Annotated in this window: 15 protein-coding genes; 7 read left to right on the forward strand and 8 right to left on the reverse strand. The window is 71.4% G+C overall.

The features are described from left to right. Positions 1 to 10: 10 nt before the first annotated feature. From IE255_RS12795 to IE255_RS12820, 6 genes are all read right to left on the reverse strand, one after another. Entirely contained in the window at positions 11 to 2,944 is a 2,934-nt protein-coding gene (locus IE255_RS12795; RefSeq protein WP_190050339.1) for a glycoside hydrolase family 2 TIM barrel-domain containing protein, read from the reverse strand. After that, a complete protein-coding gene (locus tag IE255_RS12800; protein WP_190050750.1) occupies positions 2,941 to 3,810 on the reverse strand; it encodes an alkaline phosphatase family protein in 870 nt (289 codons plus the stop codon). Before IE255_RS12800 ends, IE255_RS12795 begins: the two co-directional genes overlap by 4 nt. 179 nt (positions 3,811 to 3,989) lie before the next feature. Continuing rightward, on the reverse strand, positions 3,990 to 4,838 hold the full coding sequence (locus IE255_RS12805) for a carbohydrate ABC transporter permease (protein ID WP_190050340.1): 849 nt from the start codon (positions 4,836 to 4,838) through the stop codon (positions 3,990 to 3,992). Beyond that, complete coding sequence (locus IE255_RS12810; protein WP_190050341.1) at positions 4,835 to 5,719, reverse strand: carbohydrate ABC transporter permease; 885 nt, start codon at positions 5,717 to 5,719, stop codon at positions 4,835 to 4,837. Before IE255_RS12810 ends, IE255_RS12805 begins: the two co-directional genes overlap by 4 nt. 123 nt (positions 5,720 to 5,842) lie before the next feature. Beyond that, entirely contained in the window at positions 5,843 to 7,120 is a 1,278-nt protein-coding gene (locus IE255_RS12815; RefSeq protein WP_190050342.1) for an ABC transporter substrate-binding protein, read from the reverse strand. A gap of 47 nt (positions 7,121 to 7,167) precedes the next feature. Continuing rightward, positions 7,168 to 8,220 (reverse strand): carbohydrate kinase family protein, encoded by a 1,053-nt coding sequence (locus tag IE255_RS12820; RefSeq protein ID WP_190050343.1) that lies wholly within the window; start codon positions 8,218 to 8,220, stop codon positions 7,168 to 7,170. A 149-nt stretch (positions 8,221 to 8,369) separates the two neighbouring features. Here IE255_RS12820 and IE255_RS12825 point away from each other — a divergent pair, with 149 nt between their 5' ends. The 5 genes from IE255_RS12825 (at position 8,370) to IE255_RS12845 (ending at position 15,807) form a co-directional block, all read left to right on the forward strand. Next, complete coding sequence (locus tag IE255_RS12825; RefSeq protein ID WP_190050344.1) at positions 8,370 to 9,134, forward strand: DeoR/GlpR family DNA-binding transcription regulator; 765 nt, start codon at positions 8,370 to 8,372, stop codon at positions 9,132 to 9,134. Then, positions 9,131 to 10,468: a 6-phospho-beta-glucosidase gene (locus IE255_RS12830; protein ID WP_190050345.1), complete on the forward strand. Its 1,338-nt coding sequence runs from the start codon at positions 9,131 to 9,133 to the stop codon at positions 10,466 to 10,468. Before IE255_RS12825 ends, IE255_RS12830 begins: the two co-directional genes overlap by 4 nt. A 32-nt stretch (positions 10,469 to 10,500) precedes the next feature. Beyond that, on the forward strand, positions 10,501 to 13,542 hold the full coding sequence (locus tag IE255_RS12835; protein ID WP_190050346.1) for an alpha-mannosidase: 3,042 nt from the start codon (positions 10,501 to 10,503) through the stop codon (positions 13,540 to 13,542). 3 nt (positions 13,543 to 13,545) lie between these two features. Next, positions 13,546 to 14,796 (forward strand): alpha-L-fucosidase, encoded by a 1,251-nt coding sequence (locus IE255_RS12840; RefSeq protein ID WP_190050347.1) that lies wholly within the window; start codon positions 13,546 to 13,548, stop codon positions 14,794 to 14,796. A gap of 141 nt (positions 14,797 to 14,937) precedes the next feature. Further along, on the forward strand, positions 14,938 to 15,807 hold the full coding sequence (locus tag IE255_RS12845; RefSeq protein WP_229906380.1) for a sulfotransferase family protein: 870 nt from the start codon (positions 14,938 to 14,940) through the stop codon (positions 15,805 to 15,807). On the opposite strand, the gene IE255_RS12850 is transcribed toward IE255_RS12845, so the two are convergent. After that, a complete protein-coding gene (locus IE255_RS12850; RefSeq protein WP_190050348.1) occupies positions 15,804 to 16,934 on the reverse strand; it encodes an ATP-grasp domain-containing protein in 1,131 nt (376 codons plus the stop codon). The genes IE255_RS12845 and IE255_RS12850 overlap by 4 nt on opposite strands. A 253-nt stretch (positions 16,935 to 17,187) precedes the next feature. Here IE255_RS12850 and IE255_RS12855 point away from each other — a divergent pair, with 253 nt between their 5' ends. Beyond that, entirely contained in the window at positions 17,188 to 18,048 is an 861-nt protein-coding gene (locus IE255_RS12855) for a metallophosphoesterase family protein (protein ID WP_190050349.1), read from the forward strand. After that, complete coding sequence (locus tag IE255_RS12860; protein ID WP_190050350.1) at positions 18,045 to 18,704, forward strand: 4'-phosphopantetheinyl transferase family protein; 660 nt, start codon at positions 18,045 to 18,047, stop codon at positions 18,702 to 18,704. The genes IE255_RS12855 and IE255_RS12860 overlap by 4 nt, the downstream gene beginning before the upstream one ends. A gap of 6 nt (positions 18,705 to 18,710) precedes the next feature. On the opposite strand, the gene IE255_RS12865 is transcribed toward IE255_RS12860, so the two are convergent. Further along, entirely contained in the window at positions 18,711 to 18,935 is a 225-nt protein-coding gene (locus tag IE255_RS12865; protein WP_190050351.1) for a hypothetical protein, read from the reverse strand. Positions 18,936 to 19,069 lie beyond the last annotated feature (134 nt).

A 19,069-nucleotide genomic window follows, 5' to 3' on the forward strand; every position in this document is an offset into this window, starting at 1 on the left:
GGGGAGGAACTCAGAGAACGCGCAGCGTCCAGCTCCAGCGATGGACACCGACCGGGACGAGATAGGAGGCGAAGGTGTCGGGCCCGCAGGACGCCGTGCCCAGGCCGCGGTGCGCCGCGTCGATGTGCACCACGCACCCGGCGCGCGGCACCAGTTCGTCGTGGTGCGCGACGGCGGCGAGGTCGGCCCCGCGATGCCGGGTCACGGAGACCTGGCGGGGCCGGTCCAGCCGCACCGCGAGGCCGGTGGCGTCGGGCGCGGACAGCGTGAACCGCCGTACGCCGTGCCGCCCGCCGCTCTCCTGGGGCCGCAGATAGGGCGTGAACAGCTCGTCCACCGGCAGCGCGTGATGCCCGACGGGCGCGCCCGCGGCCCGGTCCGGATACGACTCCCAGGGGCCCTGCCCGAACCACTCCCACAGATTCAGCCCGGCGACCGTCTCGAACACCGACCCGACCCGGGCCACGTCGTCCAGCGCCTCGGGCAGCTCGGCGCACTCCTCGACGAGCAGCCCGCCCTCGACGGACGTGAACACCTGCTCGTGCCGGACGGTCCCGCCCTCGCAGAGGTAGTCGGCGACCACCGCCACCCGGCCCGGGTCCCGCCGTACGGCGACGACCTTGCGGGCGGGCGCCTCCAGCCCCCAGTCCCGCCAGCGGGCCGCCGTGCCGCCCAGTTCGTCGTTGTCGGTGGGGGCACGCCACAGGGACAGCGTGGGCGCCGCCGTCAGCAGCGGATGGACCAGCAGCCCGTCCTCGTCGACCTCGACCGGGCGGTTCGCGACGGGGGCGTACGCCGGCTGGGGCGCCGCCCGCAGCCGCACCTGGGGCAGGCACACGACTGTGCCGCGCGGCGCCCACGGCTCGTCCCGGGCCGTCGTGACCCGCAGCGTCAGCCACGCCTCGCCGCCGTCCTCGGGCAGCTCGAACGGCAGCGGCACCGCGGCCGTCTCGCCCGGCCGAAGGTCGGGCAACTCGGCGGGGCCCGTCAGGGTTCCGCCGTCGGCGAGGGACAGCTCCCACTCGCCGGACAGCCAGTCCAGGCCGCGGAAGTGCTGGTGGTTGCTCAGCACGACGCCCTCGTGCCGGAAGCACTCGATCCGCACCGGCGCGGCGATCTCCCGGTGCTCGAACATCACGGGCTTGGGGGTGCGGTCGGGGAAGACGACCCCGTCGGCGATGAAGGCGCCGTCGTGGTCCGTCTCCCCGAAGTCGCCGCCGTACGCCCAGCGATGCCCGGGCGCGGCGACACCGTTGCCGTAGAGCCCGGCGCCCCCACGCCCGGCCGGTCTGCCGTCGTTCACACGCTGGAGGATGCCGTGGTCCCAGAACTCCCAGATGAACCCGCCCTGAAGACCCGGGGTGGCCTCGATGGCCTCCCAATGGTCCGCCAGCGTGCCGTTGCTGTTGCCCATGGCGTGCGAGTACTCGCACTGGATGAGCGGCTTGGTCTGGGTGCCGGACATGGCGTGCGCGATGCACTCCTGCAGCGGCGCGTACATCGGGCAGGCGATGTCGGAGGCCAGGTCCGGGTCGGCCCAGCCGCGTTTGGCCGCGCCCTCGTACTGCACCGGACGGGTCGGATCGTGCCGGCGGACCCAGCCCGCCGCCGCGTCGTGGTTCGCGCCGTAGTCGGACTCGTTGCCCAGCGACCAGATGATGATCGACGGGTGGTTCTTGTCCCGCAGCACCATCCGGGCGACCCGGTCGACGAAGGCGCCCAGGTAGCGCGGGTCGTCGGCGATCTCGTGCGCGTGGTCGTGGGACTCGATGTCGGCCTCGTCGACGACGTAGAAGCCGAGCTCGTCGGCCAGGTCGTACAGGGCCGGGTCGTTCGGGTAGTGCGCGGTGCGGATCGCGTTGAAGCCGAACCGCTTCAGCAGGACGAGGTCGGCGCGCATGTCGTCGTACGACACCGTCCGGCCGGTCAGCGGATGGAAGTCGTGCCGGTTGACGCCCCGGATGAACACGCGCTCGCCGTTGACCAGCAGGTCCCGGCCGGCGATCTCGACGTCCCGGAAGCCGATCCGGTGGCGGGAGGTGTCGGCGACCGTGCCGTCGGCGCGGTGGAGGCGGACCGTCAGGCCGTACAGCTCGGGCGTCTCGGCGGTCCAGGCGCGCACGTCGGGGACGGTGTGCCGCAGCCGTGCCTCGCCGAGGAAGGCGGAGACGCGCTCGTCCTCGGCGTTGGCCCGGTCGAACTCCGCGTCCTGCCTGAGCAGTTGCCCGTCCAGCTCCCCGGTGACGTACCACCCCTCGGGCAGGGCGCCGCCCGCGTCCCGCACCAGGCAGTCGACGCGCAGGTCACCGTCGTACCGGGCGCGCACGGTCACGTCGGCCAGGTGCAGCGGGTCGGTCGCGTACAGCAGCACCGAGCGCGTGACCCCGCCGTGCCACCACTGGTCCTGGTCCTCGATGTGCGAGGCGTCCGACCACTTGACGACGGTCAGGCGCACGGTGGCCCGCTCACCGGGGCGGACGTGCCCCGTCAGGTCGAACTCGGCGGCCAGGTGGGAGTCCTTGGAGACGCCGACGGGCCGCCCGTCCACATGCACCAGCAGCACGCTCTCGGCGGCGCCGACCTGGAGCACGATCCGGCGGCCGGTCCACTCGGCCGGCACGTCCACCGCACGCTCGTACACCCCGGTCGGGTTGGCGGCGGGCACGTCCGGCGGGAACTCGGCGAACGGCATCCGGACGTTGAGGTACCGCGGAAGATCGTCCGTGCCCTGCACGGTCCAGACACCGGGCACGTACGACGACGACCAGACCTCCCCGGGCCGTGCGTCCGGCGCGGGCAGCAGCTGGAAACGCCAGTCGCCGTCGAGGCAGACGGCTCCGGAACGCCGGTCGACGGCGTTCATCGGCAGCCGCCGCCAGGAGGTCACCTCGGGTGCCTCCCAGGGGCGCAGGGCGAGCAGGGGATCGAGGGGTGCGTCGGTCATGACCATTCCGAAGTCGGGGCGGTGGGCCGGGCGAGTACGTGCCCTTGCAGGTCCCAGGCGGGGTCGGCGGGGATGCCGAGGCGGTCCAGGACGGTGGGGGCGATGTCGATGAGACGGGGCGTGTCGAGCCGGGTGCCCGCGGGCACGCCGGGACCGGCGAGGATGACGAAGACCTCCCGTTCGGCACGCGTGTCACCGCCGTGGCCGCCGGTGTCGAGGTGACCGTGGTCCGTGGTGACCAGCACGGTCCAGTGCTCCTCGGCGCGGCCGGGGTCGGAGCGCCGCGCGTCTATCGCCTCCAGGAGCCGCCCGAGGTGGGCGTCCTGGGCGAGGAGGGCGTCGTCGTAGGCGGGGGAGAGGGGGCCGGTGGCGTGGCCGGCCTCGTCGGTGGCGCCGAAGTACACGAAGACGACGTCCGGGTCGTCCTCGGTGAGCCAGCGTGCGGCGGTGCGGGCTACGAGGCGGTCCGCGGTCTCGTAGCCCTCGGACTCGCCGTCGTAGTACACCCGTCGGCCGATGGCGGCGCCGAGCACGCCGCGGCGGACCAGTTCCGGCCAGGACACCACGGCCGCGGTGCGCAGACCGGGCCGGGCGGTGACGGCGCGGCTCAGGACGTCGGGGTGGCGGGCGTAGTCGGCGCCGAGGAAGTCGTTGCCGGTCACCCCGTGACGGTCGGGCCACACCCCGGTCAGCACGCTCGACCAGCCCGGACCGGAGTCGGTGTAGGCCGCGTCGGCCGACGGTCCGTCCTCGGCCCGGCCGTAGGGCAGCAGGCTGGTGCCGTGCGCTCCCGCGGTCATCAGGGCGTGTAGTACGGGGGCGTTGGAGGGCTCGTGGGTCAGTCGGTCGTAGCGGAGGCCGTCCATGCCGACGAGGAGCACCTTGCCCTGCGTGGTGCCAGCGTCTGTCACTGCCGCCCCTCTCGTTGGTCGTGCCTGCTGCACCGGCCCAGGACCAAGAGCTCGGGACCGACTGCCGGTTCTTGGCCGCGCGACCGCTGTGGCTGGTCGCGCAGTTCCCCGCGCCCCTTTCGGGGCGCGTTCCGTCAGCTCCCCTGGACCGCCCCCTCCGTCGCTCCCGCGATGAAGCCGCGGGCGAAGATCGTGAAGACCACGACCAAGGGGACGGACGCCATGAGGACGCCGGCCATGACCATGCTGTAGTCGGTGGTGTGGCCGACGTGGAGCTGGGCGAGGGCCACCTGGAGGGTGAGATGGCTGGGGTCGGTGAGGACGACGAGCGGCCAGATGTAGTCGTTCCAGGCGCCGACGAACGCGTAGATGGCCAGGAAGGACAGCGCGGGCCTGATCATCGGCAGCACGATGTTCCAGTACTGGCGGAAGAACCCGGCGCCGTCGATGCGCGCGGCGTCGAGGAGTTCGTCCGGTACGCCGTTCTCGATGTACTGGCGCAGCCAGAAGATGCCGAAGGCGTTGGCGAGGGCGGGCGGGATCAGCGCCTTGAGCGTGCCGACCCAGCCGAGGTCGGACATCAGGATGAACTGCGGGAGGACGGCCAGCTGGAGCGGCAGCATCATGAACCCGAGCAGCGTGGCGAACAGCACCCGGCGGCCGGGGAAGTCGAACTTGGCGAAGGCGAAGGCCGCCAGCGAGTCGACGAACAGCACCAGGACGGTGGTGACGGACGCGACGACGACCGTGTTCAGCATCGACCCGAAGAAGTCGATGGTGTCGAGCACGTGCCGGATGTTCTCCAGCAGGTGCGAACCGAAGGTCAGCTTCGGCGGGCTCTTGTAGATGTCCTCGGTGGTGTTGGTCGCCATGACGATCGTCCACACGAACGGGAAGATCGATATCAGGACGGCCAGCACGAGGACGATGTGCGCGGTCAGGCCCTTGGGGCGCCGGGACCGCCTGGGGACCACCGCGGTCATGACTTCCTCCCGCGCTGCACGACGCGCCAGTTGATGACGACCATCACCATGATCAGTACGAAGAAGGCCCACACGATCGCGGCGCCGTAGCCGTAGTCGTTGTTGACGAAGGCGGACTGGTAGAAGTACAGCAGCGTGGTCAGGCCCGCCTGGCCGGGGCCGCCGAGGTTCGGGTTGGCGGCGTTGCTGCCGAACAGGACCTGGGGCTCGCTGAAGCTCTGCAGGCCGTTGATGGTCGAGATGACGACCGTGAACAGGATGATGGGCCGCATGATCGGCATGGTGATCTGGAAGAACGTACGGATCGGCCCGGCGCCGTCCAGCTTGGCCGCCTCGTAGATCTGCGTCGGGATGGCCTGGAGACCGGCCAGGTAGATGATCATGTTGTAGCCGGTCCACATCCAGGTCATCAGCAGCGCGATGACCAGCTTGATCAGCCACGGATTGCTCAGCCACGGGACGGGTGAGATGCCGACCATGCCCAGGATGGCGTTGACCAGGCCGAAGTTGTTGCTGAACACCGCGCCGAAGAAGATCGACACGGCGACGATCGAGGTGACGTTCGGTACGTAGAGGGCGATGCGGTAGAAGCCCTTGAAGCGACGGACCGAGTGCAGCAGCGTCGCCAGCACCAGGGCGCCGAACAGCGTGGGGACGGTGGACAGCACCCAGATCACCAGGGTGTTGCGGATCGACATCCAGAAGACCGGGTCCGACCACAGGAACCGGAACTGGTCCAGGCCCACGAACTGCATGGTGCCCATGCCGTCCCAGCGCTGGAAGGCCAGGTACAGCGAGTAGAAGACCGGGAAGAACGAGAAGCCGATGAAGATCAGGAAGAAGGGCGAGATCGCCAGGTACTGCCGCCAGTAGGACAGCACCCGGCGAGGTTTGGGCCGCACCGTGCCCGCGGGCGGTGTGCGCCGCGGGCGGAAGCGGGCCGGGCCCGGCCCGCCCCGGTGCCGTGGCACCGGGGCGGGACCGGTGACCGGAGGGGACGACACCTACTTCACCCCCTGTCGCCGGGCGATCTGCCTGGCCTGGCTCACCGCGTCGTTCCAGGCGTCGTCGGGCTTCTTGCCCTTGGCCTCGATGCTGGTCAGCTCGGTGAAGAAGGGGGCCATGACGGCGGCGTCGGCGGGCGCCTCGTAGCTGACCGGGATGGCCTTGGCGGCCGGGCCGAACACCTCGATGACCTTCTGCCCGCCGAAGAACGGGTCGGGCTGCGTCATGGCCGGCATGGCGTAGGCCGCCGGCGCGGCGGGGAAGATGGCGGCGTCGGCGAAGCCGCGGGCGTCGTTGGCCGGGCTGAGGATCCAGCTGATGATCTTGAAAGCCTCTTCGGGGTTCCGGCACTGCTTGGGCAGGGCCAGGTAGGAGCCGCCCTGGTTGGCCGGTCCGCCGGGGGTCGCGCAGACCCGCCACTTGCCCTTGGTCTTCGGGGCCGCCTGCTCGATGTCCAGGGCGTGCCAGGCCGCGCCGAGTTCGGTGGTGAGGCTCTTGCCGATGGCGGCGTTCCAGGTGTTGTCGTTGATCTTGGCGTCGATGCCCAGGGTGTAGGGGCGGATCGCCGTGGTCCACGCGGCGCGGATGTGGTCCTGGTCGCCGATGAAGCGGTTGTTCTTGTCGATGAACCGCTCGGTGCCCTGGCCGACCGCGATGGTGAACACCGCGCTGATGTTGTTGACCAGATAGGTGCCCGGCAGCTTCTTCCCCAGCTCGGTGCCGAGGTCGAAGTACTCGTCCCAGGTCCCGGTCCGGGCGGCGACCTTGTCGGGGTCGGTGGGCAGCCCGGCCTTGTCGAACAGGTCCGCGCGGTAGAAGAGCGCGGTGGGGCCGATGTCGATCGGGAAGCCGATCTGCTTGCCGTCCTCGGTCTGGGCGAGCTTGGTCTTCCACTCCAGGTACTGGGACGAGACCTGCTTGAAGCCCAGGTCGTTCAGGTCCAGGAAGCGGCCCGCGTTGGGCAGGAAGGACGCGATGTCCTCGCCCTTGATGCCGGTGATGTCGGGCACGGAGGTGCCCGCCGCGAGGGTCGTGGTGAGCTTCTGCTTGAAGTCGCCGCCGATCGAGGCGACGGTCAGCTTCACCTGGTCGGCGAAGTGCGTCCTGGCCTCCGCGACCACCTTGTCGCTGAGCGCGCCGCCCCAGTACCACATGGTGAGGTTCTTGCCGTTCTTGCTGCCGGCCGAGCCCGATCCGTTGCCGCATGCGACGGTCAGGCCGGAGGCGGCCGCGGTGAGCGCGGCGGCCTGGAGGAAGCCTCTACGGGAAAGGTCCACGGGTCACTCCTGTTGTTGCTGTTCGACGTGGTGAGGGCAATCGGGGGTCAGTGCGGCCGTTCGGAGGCGCGCGGACCGATGGGCATGAGAGGGGCGGGCGGGGTCACGGGGGCGTGGCGCACCGGCGGGCCGACGTTCGCCGGGATGCGGTCGGCCAGGAAGCCGTAGGCCTGCCGGAGTCCGGGGTCCGTCAGCGAGCGCCACCAGCGGTCCACGCCGTACCAGCCGGGGGCCGCGAGCGCCCCGCCGTGGTGCCGGACGGACAGCCCGGCCGCGAGCACCGCGAACCGCAGCCGCTCCGCCAGCGGCCAGCCGCCGAGGGAGGCCGCGACGAAGCTCGCGCCGAAGACGTCCCCGGCGCCCGTCGCGTCGAGGACGTCGGTGTCCAGGGCCTCGACCTCCGCGTACTCGCCGGTGATCTGGTCGACGGCGACGGCCCCCTCGCCGCCCCGGGTGACCACGGCCACCGGCACCAGCTCGGAGAGCGTGCCGAGCGCCGCCACCGCGCTGTCGGTGCGGGTGTAGGCCATCGCCTCGGCCTCGTTCGGGAGGAAGGCGTGGCACAGGGCCAGCTGTTCCAGGAGGCCCGTCGACCACTCCTGGGTGGGGTCCCAGCCGACGTCGGCGTAGATCTGCGTGCCGTTCGCGGCGGCCTTGGCGAGCCACTCGCGCGGCTCGGCCTCCAGGTGCACCAGGGCGGTACGCGCCTCGGGCGGGTCGCCCATCAGCGCGTCCTGCGAGTACGGCGGCTCCTGGCCGTGGGTGAGCAGGGCCCGGTCGTGGCCGTAGGCGACGGAGACGGTGACCGGGGTGGGCCAGTCGTCCGCCGTGCGGGAGAGCGACAGGTCGACGCCCTCCTGGTCGCACAGGACGTCCCGGCAGTGCTCGCCGTAGAAGTCGTCGCCGAAGACCGTGGCCAGCGAGGTGCTCAGGCCGAAGCGGGCGGCGGCCACCGCGAGGTTCGCGATGCCGCCCGGGCCGCAGCCCATGCCCTTGGTCCAGATCTCCTCGCCGGCGGTCGGCGGCTTCCCCAGCCCGGTGAGGACGAGGTCGTAGAAGAGCAGCCCGGTCAGCAGCACATCGGGCCGTTCGTCGTCCACGGAGTCGTCCTCTCGCTCGGAGCTTCGACCGAGATCGTCAAAACTCGTCATTTCGGTGACCGGAATCGTGCGCTGCTCGGAGAGATTGGTCAATACCCGAGCAGAACTGAGCATGGAAATGATTGAAGATGACGAGTAGTGTTCCGGCCGTGCTGGCAGAACGACGACACCAACTCATCCTGCGGTCCCTGCGCTCAGGCGGCCCCGCAGCTGTGACCGACCTCTCCGAACAGCTGGGTGTGAGCCCGGCCACCATCAGGCGTGACCTGGTGAAACTGGAGGAGGACGGCCTGCTGACGCGGGTCCACGGCGGTGCCGTGGTCGAGGAGGGCGACCAGCCCTTCGCGGAGGTCGCCGAGGTGCGCGTGGCCGAGAAGGACGCCATAGCCGAGCGCGCCGCGGCGATGATCACGGATGGTCAGTCGGTGCTGCTGGACATCGGGACGACCGCCTACCGCCTGGCCCGGCAGCTGCACGGACGCCGGCTCACCGTGATCACCAGCAACCTGGTGGTCTACGAGGAACTCGCCGACGACGAGGGCATCGAGCTGGTCCTGCTCGGCGGCATGGTCCGCCGTGAATACCGCTCCCTGGTCGGCTTCCTCACCGAGGACAACCTGCGCCAGCTGCACGCCGACTGGCTCTTCCTCGGCACCAGCGGCGTGCGGCCCGGCGGGCACGTCATGGACACCACGGTCGTGGAGGTGCCGGTCAAGCGCGCCATGATCAAGGCCGGTGAGAAGGTCGTGCTGCTCGCCGACGCGGCGAAGTTCCCCGGGCACGGGATGGCGAAGGTCTGCGGTCCCGAGGACCTGGACGTGGTGGTGACGAACGAGCCGCTCGACACGGCGACGCGGTCCTCCCTTCAGGAGGCGGGCGTCGAGGTCGTCGTGGTGGGAAAGGTGCAAGCGTGAGGCTGACGATTCTGGGCGGCGGAGGATTCCGCGTGCCGCTGGTGTACGGGGCGCTCCTGGCGGACCATGCCGAGGGCCGGGTGACGCATGTCGTCCTGCACGATCTGGATCCGGCGAGACTGTCCGCGGTGACGCGGGTCCTCGCCGAGCAGGCGGCCGACGTCCCCGACGCGCCGGAGGTGACCGCCACCACCGACCTGGACGAGGCCCTGCGCGGCGCCGACTTCGTGTTCTCCGCGATCCGCGTCGGCGGCCTGGAGGGCCGGGCGAACGACGAGCGGGTGGCCCTGGCCGAGGGCGTCCTCGGCCAGGAGACGGTCGGCGCGGGCGGCATCGCCTACGGCCTGCGCACCGTCCCGGTCGCCGTCGACATCGCCCGGCGGGTGGCCCGCCTGGCGCCGGACGCCTGGGTCATCAACTTCACCAACCCGGCCGGCCTGGTCACCGAGGCCATGTCCCGCCACCTAGGCGACCGCGTCATCGGCATCTGCGACTCCCCGGTCGGCCTCGGCCGCCGCATCGCCCGCGTGCTCGGCGCGAACCCCAAGGAAGCCTGGATCGACTACGTCGGCCTCAACCATCTCGGCTGGGTGCGCGGCCTGCGCGTCGCCGGCCGCGACGAGCTGCCGCGCCTGCTCGCCGACCCCGACCTGCTCGGCTCCTTCGAGGAGGGCAAGCTCTTCGGCGTGGACTGGCTGCGGTCCCTCGGCGCGATCCCGAACGAGTACCTGCACTACTACTACTTCAACCGCGAGGCCGTACGGGCCTACCAGCAGGCCGAGAAGACCCGCGGCGCCTTCCTGCACGAGCAGCAGGCCCGCTTCTACGCCGAGATGCGCAACCCCGACGCCCCCGCGTGGAAGGTCTGGGACGACACCCGCGCCGAGCGCGAGGCCACCTACATGGCCGAGAACCGCGAGACCGCGGGCGCCGGCGAACGCGACGAGGACGACCTGTCCGGCGGCTACGAGAAGGTCGCCCTCGCGCTGATGCGGGCCATCGCCCGGGACGAGCGCACCACCCTCATCCTCAACGTGCGCAACCAGCGCACCCTGTCGGTCCTGGACACGGACGCCGTCATCGAGGTCCCGTGCCTCGTCGACGCCAACGGCGCCCATCCGGTCACCGTGGACCCGCTGCCCGACCACGCCACCGGCCTGGTCTGCGCGGTCAAGGCGGTCGAGCGCGAGGTGCTGGCCGCCGCCGACTCCGGCTCCCGTACGACCGCTGTGAAAGCCTTTGCCCTGCACCCGCTCGTCGACTCCGTCAACGTGGCCCGGCGCCTCGTCGACGGGTACACCGCCGTCCACCCCGGCCTCGGCTACCTCAAGTAGAGCCCTCAGGAAGTCCTCAGGAGACGTGTCCCATGCATGACGAAAGCCGCCGGATCGAAGAGCGCGTGCAGCGCCTCCACGACCAGCGCATCAAGACCGCGATCTACGCGGCCACCGTCCCCTTCGAGGTGGAGGCGTGGCAGGCTCCCGGGGAGCCGGTGCCCTTCGAGGAGGCGGCCGCCGCGTCCTACGAGCCGTTCGCGATGGGCACCCCGTGGGGACCGCCCTGGGGCACCACCTGGTTCCGCATGCGCGGACAGGTGCCCGAGGAGTGGGCGGGCCGGCGCGTCGAGGCCGTCATCGACCTCGGCTTCGTGGGCGACTGGCCCGGCAACCAGGCCGAGGCCCTCGTCCACCGCACGGACGGCACCCCGCTCAAGGCCGTGAACCCGCTCAACCAGTACGTCCCGATCGCCAACCCGGCGACCGGCGGGGAGACGGTCGACTACCTGGTCGAGGCCGCCTCCAACCCGGACATCCTCGCGGACAACTTCTCCAAGGTCACGCCCCTCGGCGACAAGCTGACCGCCGGCGACAAGCCGCTCTACACCTTCCGCAGCGCCGACCTCGCCATCCTCGACGAGGAGGTCTGGCACCTCGACCTCGACGTGCAGGTGCTGCGCGAGCTGATGCACGAGCTCGGCGAGCACGACCCGCGCCGGCACGAGATCGCGCACGCCCTCGACCGGGCGATGGACCTGCTCGACCTGGACGACGTCTCCGGCTCGGCCGCCGCGGTGCGCGAGGCGCTGAAGCCGGTGCTGTCCAAGCCCGCGCACGCCAGCGCCCACACGATCTCCGGCGTCGGCCACGCCCACATCGACTCGGCCTGGCTCTGGCCGATCCGGGAGACCAAGCGCAAGACGTCCCGCACGTTCTCCAACGTCACGTCCCTGGCCGACGAGTACGACGACTTCATCTTCGCCTGCTCCCAGGCCCAGCAGTACGAGTGGGTCCGCGACAACTACCCCAAGGTCTGGGCCCGCATCCAGGAGTCGGTCAAGAACGGCCAGTGGGCGCCGGTCGGAGGCATGTGGGTCGAGTCCGACGGCAACCTGCCCGGCGGCGAGGCCGTCGCCCGCCAGTTCGTCCACGGCAAGCGGTTCTTCATGGACCACTTCGGCATCGAGACCAAGGGCGTGTGGCTGCCGGACTCCTTCGGCTACAACGCCGCCTACCCGCAGATCGCCAAGCTCGCCGGGAACGAGTGGTTCCTCACCCAGAAGATCTCCTGGAACCAGACCAACAAGTTCCCCCACCACACCTTCTGGTGGGAGGGCATCGACGGCACCCGCATCTTCACCCACTTCCCGCCGGTCGACACCTACAACGCCCGTTTCAGCGGCGAGGAGATGTCCCGCGCGGTCCGCAACTACCAGGAGAAGGGCGGCGCCTCGCGCTCCCTGGCGCCCTTCGGCTGGGGCGACGGCGGTGGCGGCCCCACCCGCGAGATCATGGAACGCGCCCGCCGGCTGGCGGACCTGGAGGGCTCCGCGAAGGTCGTCGTCGAACACCCCGACGAGTTCTTCGCCAAGGCCCGCGAGGAGTACCCGGACGCGCCCGTCTGGGTCGGCGAGCTCTACCTGGAGCTGCACCGCGCCACCTACACCTCCCAGGCCCGCACCAAGCAGGGCAACCGCCGCTCCGAGCACCTCCTGCGCGAGGCGGAGCTGTGGGCGACCACGGCCGCGCTGCACGCGCCGGGCTACGCCTACCCGTACGAGAAGCTGGACCGGCTCTGGAAGACGGTGCTGCTTCACCAGTTCCACGACATCCTGCCCGGCTCCTCCATTGCCTGGGTCCACCGTGAGGCCGAGGCCGAGTACGCCCGAGTGGCCCGCGAGCTCCAGGCGCTGACGGCCGATGCCCTCACGGCCCTCGGCGCCGGCGGGACCCGTGTCTTCAACACCAGCCCCTACGACCGCGCCGAGGTGGTCCGCACCGCCGAGGGCGCACCGGTGTACGTGGAGGTGCCCGCGAGCGGCTCCGCGCCCCTCGGCGACGCCGAGCCCCCGCAGCCGGTGACGGTGAACGGCCGGGTGCTCGACAACGGGCTGGTCCGCGTCGAGGTGGCCGAGGACGGCACCCTGGCGTCCGTCCGCGACCTGCGCGCCGGCCGCGAGGTCCTGGCCGAGCCGGGCAACCTGCTCCGCCTCCACACCGACCTGCCCAACTACTGGGACGCCTGGGACATCGACAAGCACTACAAGAACCGCTACACGGACCTCCTCGACGCCTCCTCCGTCACGGTCGTCGAGCAGGACCCGCTGGTCGGCGCGATCCGCGTCGAGCGGTCCTTCGGCAAGGGCTCGACGATCACCCAGACGATCACCGTCCGCGCCGGCAGCCCCCGGATCGACATCGAGACGGACATCGACTGGCACGAGACCGAGAAGATCCTCAAGGCGGCCTTCCCGGTGGACATCCGGGCCCCGCACTCCTCCGCCGAGATCCAGTTCGGGCACATCCAGCGCCCCACGCACACCAACACCAGCTGGGAGGCGGCCCGCTTCGAGGTCTCCGGCCACCGCTGGGTGCACATCGGCGAGCCGGGCTACGGCGTCGCGGTCATCAACGACTCCACCTACGGCCACGACGTCTCCCGCACGGTCCGCGAGGACGGCGGCACCACGACCACCGTCCGCCTCTCCCTGGTCCGCGCCCCGCGCATCCCGGACCCCGAGGCCGACCAGGGCCGCCACCGCTTCACCTACGCGCTGCTGCCCGGCGCCCGCATCGAGGACGCCGTCGCCGAGGGCTACGCCCTCAACCTCCCGCTCCGGGTGGCCGACGCGGCCGGCGCCCCGGAACCGGTCGTCTCCGTCGAGGGCGAGGGCGTGACGGTGGAGGCGGTCAAGCTCGCCGACGACGCCTCGGGCGATGTCGTCGTACGGCTCTACGAGTCCCGCGGCGGCCGCGCCACCGGCATCCTGCGCACCGGCTTCCCGCTGGCCGGCGCCCAGGTGACCGATCTGCTGGAACGCCCGCTGGAGGACGCCGGCATCGCCGACGGCGGTGTGCCCGTCACGCTGCGGCCCTTCCAGATCCTGACGCTCCGCCTGCGAAGGGGCTGACCCTTGGCCATGCAGCCGTGGTTCACGGACGCCAAACTCGGCATCTTCATCCACTGGGGCATCTACGCCGTCGACGGCGTCCAGGAGTCCTGGTCGTTCTACGACGACATCGTCCCGTACGACCGGTACATGTCCCAGCTCGACCGGTTCACGGCCGCCCGCTACGACCCGCGCGACTGGGCGAGGCTCTTCGCGCGGGCCGGCGCCCGGTACGCGGTGCTCACCAGTCGCCACCACGACGGCGTCGCCCTGTGGGACACCGCGTACGGCGACCTGAACGTGGGCCGGGACCTGATCGGAGGGTACGCGTACGCCCTGCGCGAGCAGGGCCTCAAGGTCGGCCTCTACTACTCGCACTCGGACTGGAGCCACCCCGACTACGCCTCCACCCGCAAGCCCGGCCGCCCGCCGGAGCTGGAGGACAACCGCTACTCGGAGGTCGCCGCCGAGGACGAGGACCTGGAGGCATGGGAACGCTTCCTCGCCTACCGGGACGGCCAGATCCGCGAACTGACCTCCCGCTACAAGCCCGATCTGCTGTGGTTCGACGGCGAATGGGACCGCAGCGAGGAGCAGTGGCGCATCCCGGAACTCGCCGCCCTCATCCGCTCCGAGGTGCCGGACGTCGTCTTCAACGCCCGCATGCTCAGCGAGGGCGACTACGCGACACCGGAACAGGGCGCCCCGGTCGTCCCGCCCGAGGGCCCCTGGGAGCTGTGCCTCACGATCAACGACTCCTGGGGCCACCAGCACCACGACCACAACCACAAGTCGGTCGACCAGCTGATCCGCTACTTCACCGAGACCATCGGCGGCGGAGGCAACCTGCTCCTCAGCGTCGGCCCCCGCGAGGACGGCACGATCACGGACGAGCAGGCGGAGCGGCTGGAAGGGCTCGGCGACTGGATCGCCCGGCACGCGGAGGCGGTGTACGGCACCGAACGAGGGCTGCCGCCGGGCCACCACTACGGCCCGAGCACCCTCTCCAAGGACCGCCGCACCCTCTACCTGACCCTCTTCGACGCCCCGCGCGCCGAGATCAACGTCCGCGGCCTCCTCAGCAAGGTCCGCAGGGTCTCGGTCCTGGGCAGCGGCACGGAACTGCCCCACCGCGTCACCGGCGGCCTCCACGAGACTCCCGGCATCCTCTGGATCGCACCCCCCGCGGCGGCGGACCTCGACCCGCACGCCACGGTGCTGGCCGTCGAACTGGAAGGGGAACTGGAGCTGTACCGCGGCGCCGGCCGGTTCTGACGAAAGTTTAAGAAAAGCGTAAGTGGCCTGCTCACGGGCGGTATGTGGACGCCCGTGAGCACGCCGGTTCGCCTTCTGGACATCTGAAGTTCGCCCGTTCCCCCTGGGATGCGGAATGCCCGGCGAAAGAAAGGTGTCACGGTGCGAGACCCGCGTATGTCCGCGATCGGCAAGGGACTGAAGCGTCGCGGAAGGCTGGTGATGCAGGCGGTCAGTCCACCGCGCCGGACCCTCGACGCCATCCCCGCTCCCCGCCCGTCCGCGGACCCCTACACGGCCCCGCCCGCGCCCCGGCTGGTGGACTCACCGGTCTTCGTCCTGTCCTCGGTGCGCTCCGGATCGACCCTGCTGCGCGTCCTGCTGAACAGCCACAGCCGCATCCGCGCCCCGCACGAGATGCACCTGCGCACCGTGCACGTCCACCTGTCCCGCGACTTCACCGCGGACGCCATGCGGGCACTCCACCTCGACAAGGACGAGCTGGAACACGTGCTGTGGGACCGGGTGCTGCACCTGGAGCTCGCCCGCAGCGGCAAGGACGTCATCGTCGACAAGACCCCGCCGAACACCCTCATCTGGCCCCGCCTGCGCCGATGTTGGCCGAACGCCCGCTACATCCTGCTGCTCCGCCACCCCGGCGCCGTCGTCACGTCCCTCACCGACCGCCGCGCCGACCCCGACCCCGAGGCCGTCCGCGCCGAGGTCCTCGACTACAGCGAGAAGCTGGAGGAGGCCCGCCGGAACCTCGACCCCCACGTGATCACCTACGAGGAACTCACCGCCGAGCCGGAGCGGGTCACCCGGGGCATCTGCGACTACCTCGGCCTGCCCTGGGAACCCGGCATGCTCGACTACGGCAGCAAGGACCACGGCACCTTCCGCCCCCAGCTCGGCGACTGGTCCAGCACGATCAAGTCCGGCCGCATCCAGACGGCGCGCACGGCCGCCCCGGACGTCGAACTGCCCCCACGCCTGAGGGAACTCGCCCAGGCGTGGGGCTACAACGCCTAGAGCGGCAGGGCCTCGACGGTGGTGGCCTGCGCGGGGGCCTCGACGGAGTCGACCGGCACCGCCGGCAGCGGCTCCGCCGCCTCCGCCCGCTGCTGCGGCAGCTGCACCGGCCGCAGCGGGCGCGGCCCCGACACCACCGTGTAGTCCTGGCCCAGGAACGGCGGAACCACCTCGCCCGGATCCTCGCCGAGCGCCAACTGCACAGCCGCCCAAGGGGCGTTGACGCCGCACAGCGACAGCTGGTGCAGGCCGCCGGCCGGGCGGGTGTTCACGTCCATCAGGACCGGCCGGTCGCCGAACATCCGGAACTGGATGTTGGACAGGTAGTGCAGCCCGAAGCCCTCCGCGATCCGCCGGGCCGGTTCGAGCCACTGCTCGTGCAGCGTGAAGCCCCGGCGGCGGCCGTTCTTGGTGCGTCCGATGGCCAGCCGGACCCGGTTGTCCGGACCGGTGAGGCAGTCCACCGACACCTCGGGCTGCTCCAGACGCGGCATCACCAGCCAGTCGACCGGTTCCTCGGCCCGCTCCAGCGCCTCCAGCACCAGGTCGAGCGGCACGTACGGGCTCGGGAACCCGCTCAGGTGCACCATCGAGAAGGGCGAGCGCGTGATCACGCGGAAGCCGACCCCGCCCGCGCCGGACGCCGGCTTGAAGCACGCCTTGTGCCCGGCGGCCTCCAACTCCTCCACGGCCGCGACGAGTTCCTCCCCGGAGCGGACCCGCCACCAGGACGGCACCGGAACGCCGATCGCCTGGACCGCCTCGTAGGCGATCACCTTGTCCTGGAAGACGGCCACCGCCTCGGGCGGCGGCGCCAGCACCGCCGTACCGGCCGCCTCGAACTCGGCGCGGTGCGCGACGATCGCCGACTGGTGCAGCCGGGGCACGAACACGTCGATGCCGCGCCGCGCGCACTGGTCCAGGGCGTATTCCACGTACCCGGCCGGGGACAGGCCCTCGGGCTCCAGCTCGGCGGTGTCGGCGGCGGCCAGCACGGGGGAGTTGGGGTCGCCGTGGGTCGCATGGATCTCGACGGCCCGGTCGCTGGGATTTCTCCGCAGCTGATCCATGAAGAACACGTTCTCCGCGTACGTGCGGTTGAGCCAGACGCGTACGCGAGAGACCATGCAGGCCGCCTTTCACGGTTCGCGGGCAGGGCTCAGCAGCCCGTGCCCGGGCAGGATGAATGGAGGGACACCAAACCGCCCCTCGGAAGGGAAGTTCGTAGCGGTGGTGTTGGGGCAGATCATACGGCTTCGGCGGGGTCCTACGTGCAACACGCGGGTTACGGATTGCACACCGGTCCGCCGGGGCCGCCCTTGTTCGGGCCGCGCGGATGTGATCTCGTAGGGGCGTTCGCGTGCGCGGAGGGGGCGAGAGGTGACGTCGACGGCCGGTGGTGCCGCACAGCTGCTGGCCATCAGCGACCTGCACATCGGCTACCCGGAGAACCGCGCCCTGGTCGAGGACATGCGGCCGGTCACGGACGACGACTGGCTGCTCGTGGCCGGTGACGTCGCCGAGACCGTGGCCGACATCCGCTGGACCCTCAAGACCCTCGCGGGCCGCTTCCGCAAGGTCGTCTGGGTGCCCGGCAACCACGAGCTGTGGACCCATCCGAGCGACGCCGTCACCCTGCGCGGTGTCGCCCGATACGAGTACCTGGTCGAGCTGTGCCGGGAACTGGGCGTGACGACACCGGAGGACCCCTACCCCGTCTGGGAGGGCCCCGGCGGCCCCGTGGCGATCGCCCCGCTGTTCCTGCTGTACGACTACTCGTTCCTGCCCGCCGGGTGCGCGACCAAGGAACAGGGCCTGGAGTACGCCCACGGCACCGGGATCGTGTGCAGCGACGAGTACCTGCTGCACCCCGACCCGTACCCGAGCCGGGAGGCCTGGTGCCGGGCCCGGGTCGCCGCGACCGAACGCAGGCTCGCCGAACTGCCCGGCGACCTGCCGGTGATCCCCGTCAACCACTATCCGCTGGACCGGCACCCGATGGACGTCCTGTGGCACCCCGAGTTCGCCATGTGGTGCGGCACCGGCCTGACCGCCGACTGGCACCGCAGGTTCCGCGTCCACACCATGGTCTACGGCCATCTGCACATCCCCCGCACCACCTGGCTCGACGGCGTGCGCTTCGAGGAGGTGTCGGTGGGCTATCCCCGTGAGTGGCGCAAGCGGCCCGGGCCGCCGGGGCGGCTGCGGCGCATCCTGCCGAGGGAGGGCGAGGAGCGGTGATCGAGGAACTGCTGCCGGAGACCGTGGTCACCGTCGAGGCATACGGAAACGAGGGCCCGGAGACCCCGCTGTACCCCGAGGAGGCGGCGCTCCTGACGCGGGCGGTCGCCAAGCGCCGCCGGGAGTTCGCCGTCGTACGCTCCTGCGCCCGCCGCGCCATGGAGAAGCTCGGTGTGCCGCCGCAGCCGATCCTGCCCGGCGAGCGCGGCGCCCCGGGCTGGCCGGCCGGGCTGGCCGGCAGCATGACCCACTGCGACGGCTACTGCGCCGCCGCCCTGGTCCGCGCCACCGACCTGGCCTCCGTCGGCATCGACGCCGAGGTCCACGGGCCGCTGCCCGAGGGTGTCCTGTCGTCCGTGGCCCTGCCGGCCGAGGCGGAGCGGCTGCGGCGGCTCGCGGCCGAACGCCCCGACGTCCACTGGGACCGGCTGCTGTTCAGCGCGAAGGAATCCGTCTACAAGGCGTGGTTCCCCCTCACCGGGAAGTGGCTGGACTTCATGGAGGCCGACATCGAGATCACCGCGGACGGCCGCTTCCGCGCCGCGCTCCTCGTCCCCGGGCCGCAGGTGGGCGACCGCCGCCTCGACCACTTCGACGGCCGCTGGACCGCCGGCCGCGGCCTGGTCGCGACGGCCGTCGCCGTACCGCACGGCTGAGGCTCGTCAGGAGCCCGGTTCCGGGCACCAGGTCTTCAGCAGCCGGAAGAACTCCTCCTCGTTGCCGGTCAGACCGGCCCGGTCGAGGGCCCGTTCCGCGTCGGCGAGCACGGCGGGCGGGACGACCGGCGGGCCGTCCTCCAGGTCGAAGGCGGCCCGGACGGTGTGCAGCAGCCGCAGATACGCCTGGACGGCGGTGCGTTCGCGGTCGGTCAGTACGGCGGTGGGCATCGGTCGGCTCTCCCCGGGTCGGCGTCGTCGGTCCCGCGCCCTCGCGGCGCGCGGCGCCCCGCACAGCGGTGACGCACCTCCAGCTTGCCGCCCACCACTGACAATCCGGCCCCGCCGCCCCTCGGTTCGCCCGC

It is taken from the genome of Streptomyces lomondensis (assembly GCF_014651035.1).
Taxonomy (GTDB): domain Bacteria; phylum Actinomycetota; class Actinomycetes; order Streptomycetales; family Streptomycetaceae; genus Streptomyces; species Streptomyces lomondensis.

Excerpts from the sequence above, each read along its gene's own strand:
- IE255_RS12795 (WP_190050339.1), bottom strand. The coding sequence starts at position 2,944 with ATGACCGACGCACCCCTCGATCCCCTGCTCGCCCTGCGCCCCTGGGAG.
- IE255_RS12800 (WP_190050750.1), bottom strand. The coding sequence starts at position 3,810 with ATGGACGGCCTCCGCTACGACCGACTGACCCACGAGCCCTCCAACGCC.
- IE255_RS12805 (WP_190050340.1), bottom strand. The coding sequence starts at position 4,838 with ATGACCGCGGTGGTCCCCAGGCGGTCCCGGCGCCCCAAGGGCCTGACC.
- IE255_RS12835 (WP_190050346.1), top strand. The coding sequence starts at position 10,501 with ATGCATGACGAAAGCCGCCGGATCGAAGAGCGCGTGCAGCGCCTCCAC.
- IE255_RS12850 (WP_190050348.1), bottom strand. The coding sequence starts at position 16,934 with ATGGTCTCTCGCGTACGCGTCTGGCTCAACCGCACGTACGCGGAGAAC.
- IE255_RS12865 (WP_190050351.1), bottom strand. The coding sequence starts at position 18,935 with ATGCCCACCGCCGTACTGACCGACCGCGAACGCACCGCCGTCCAGGCG.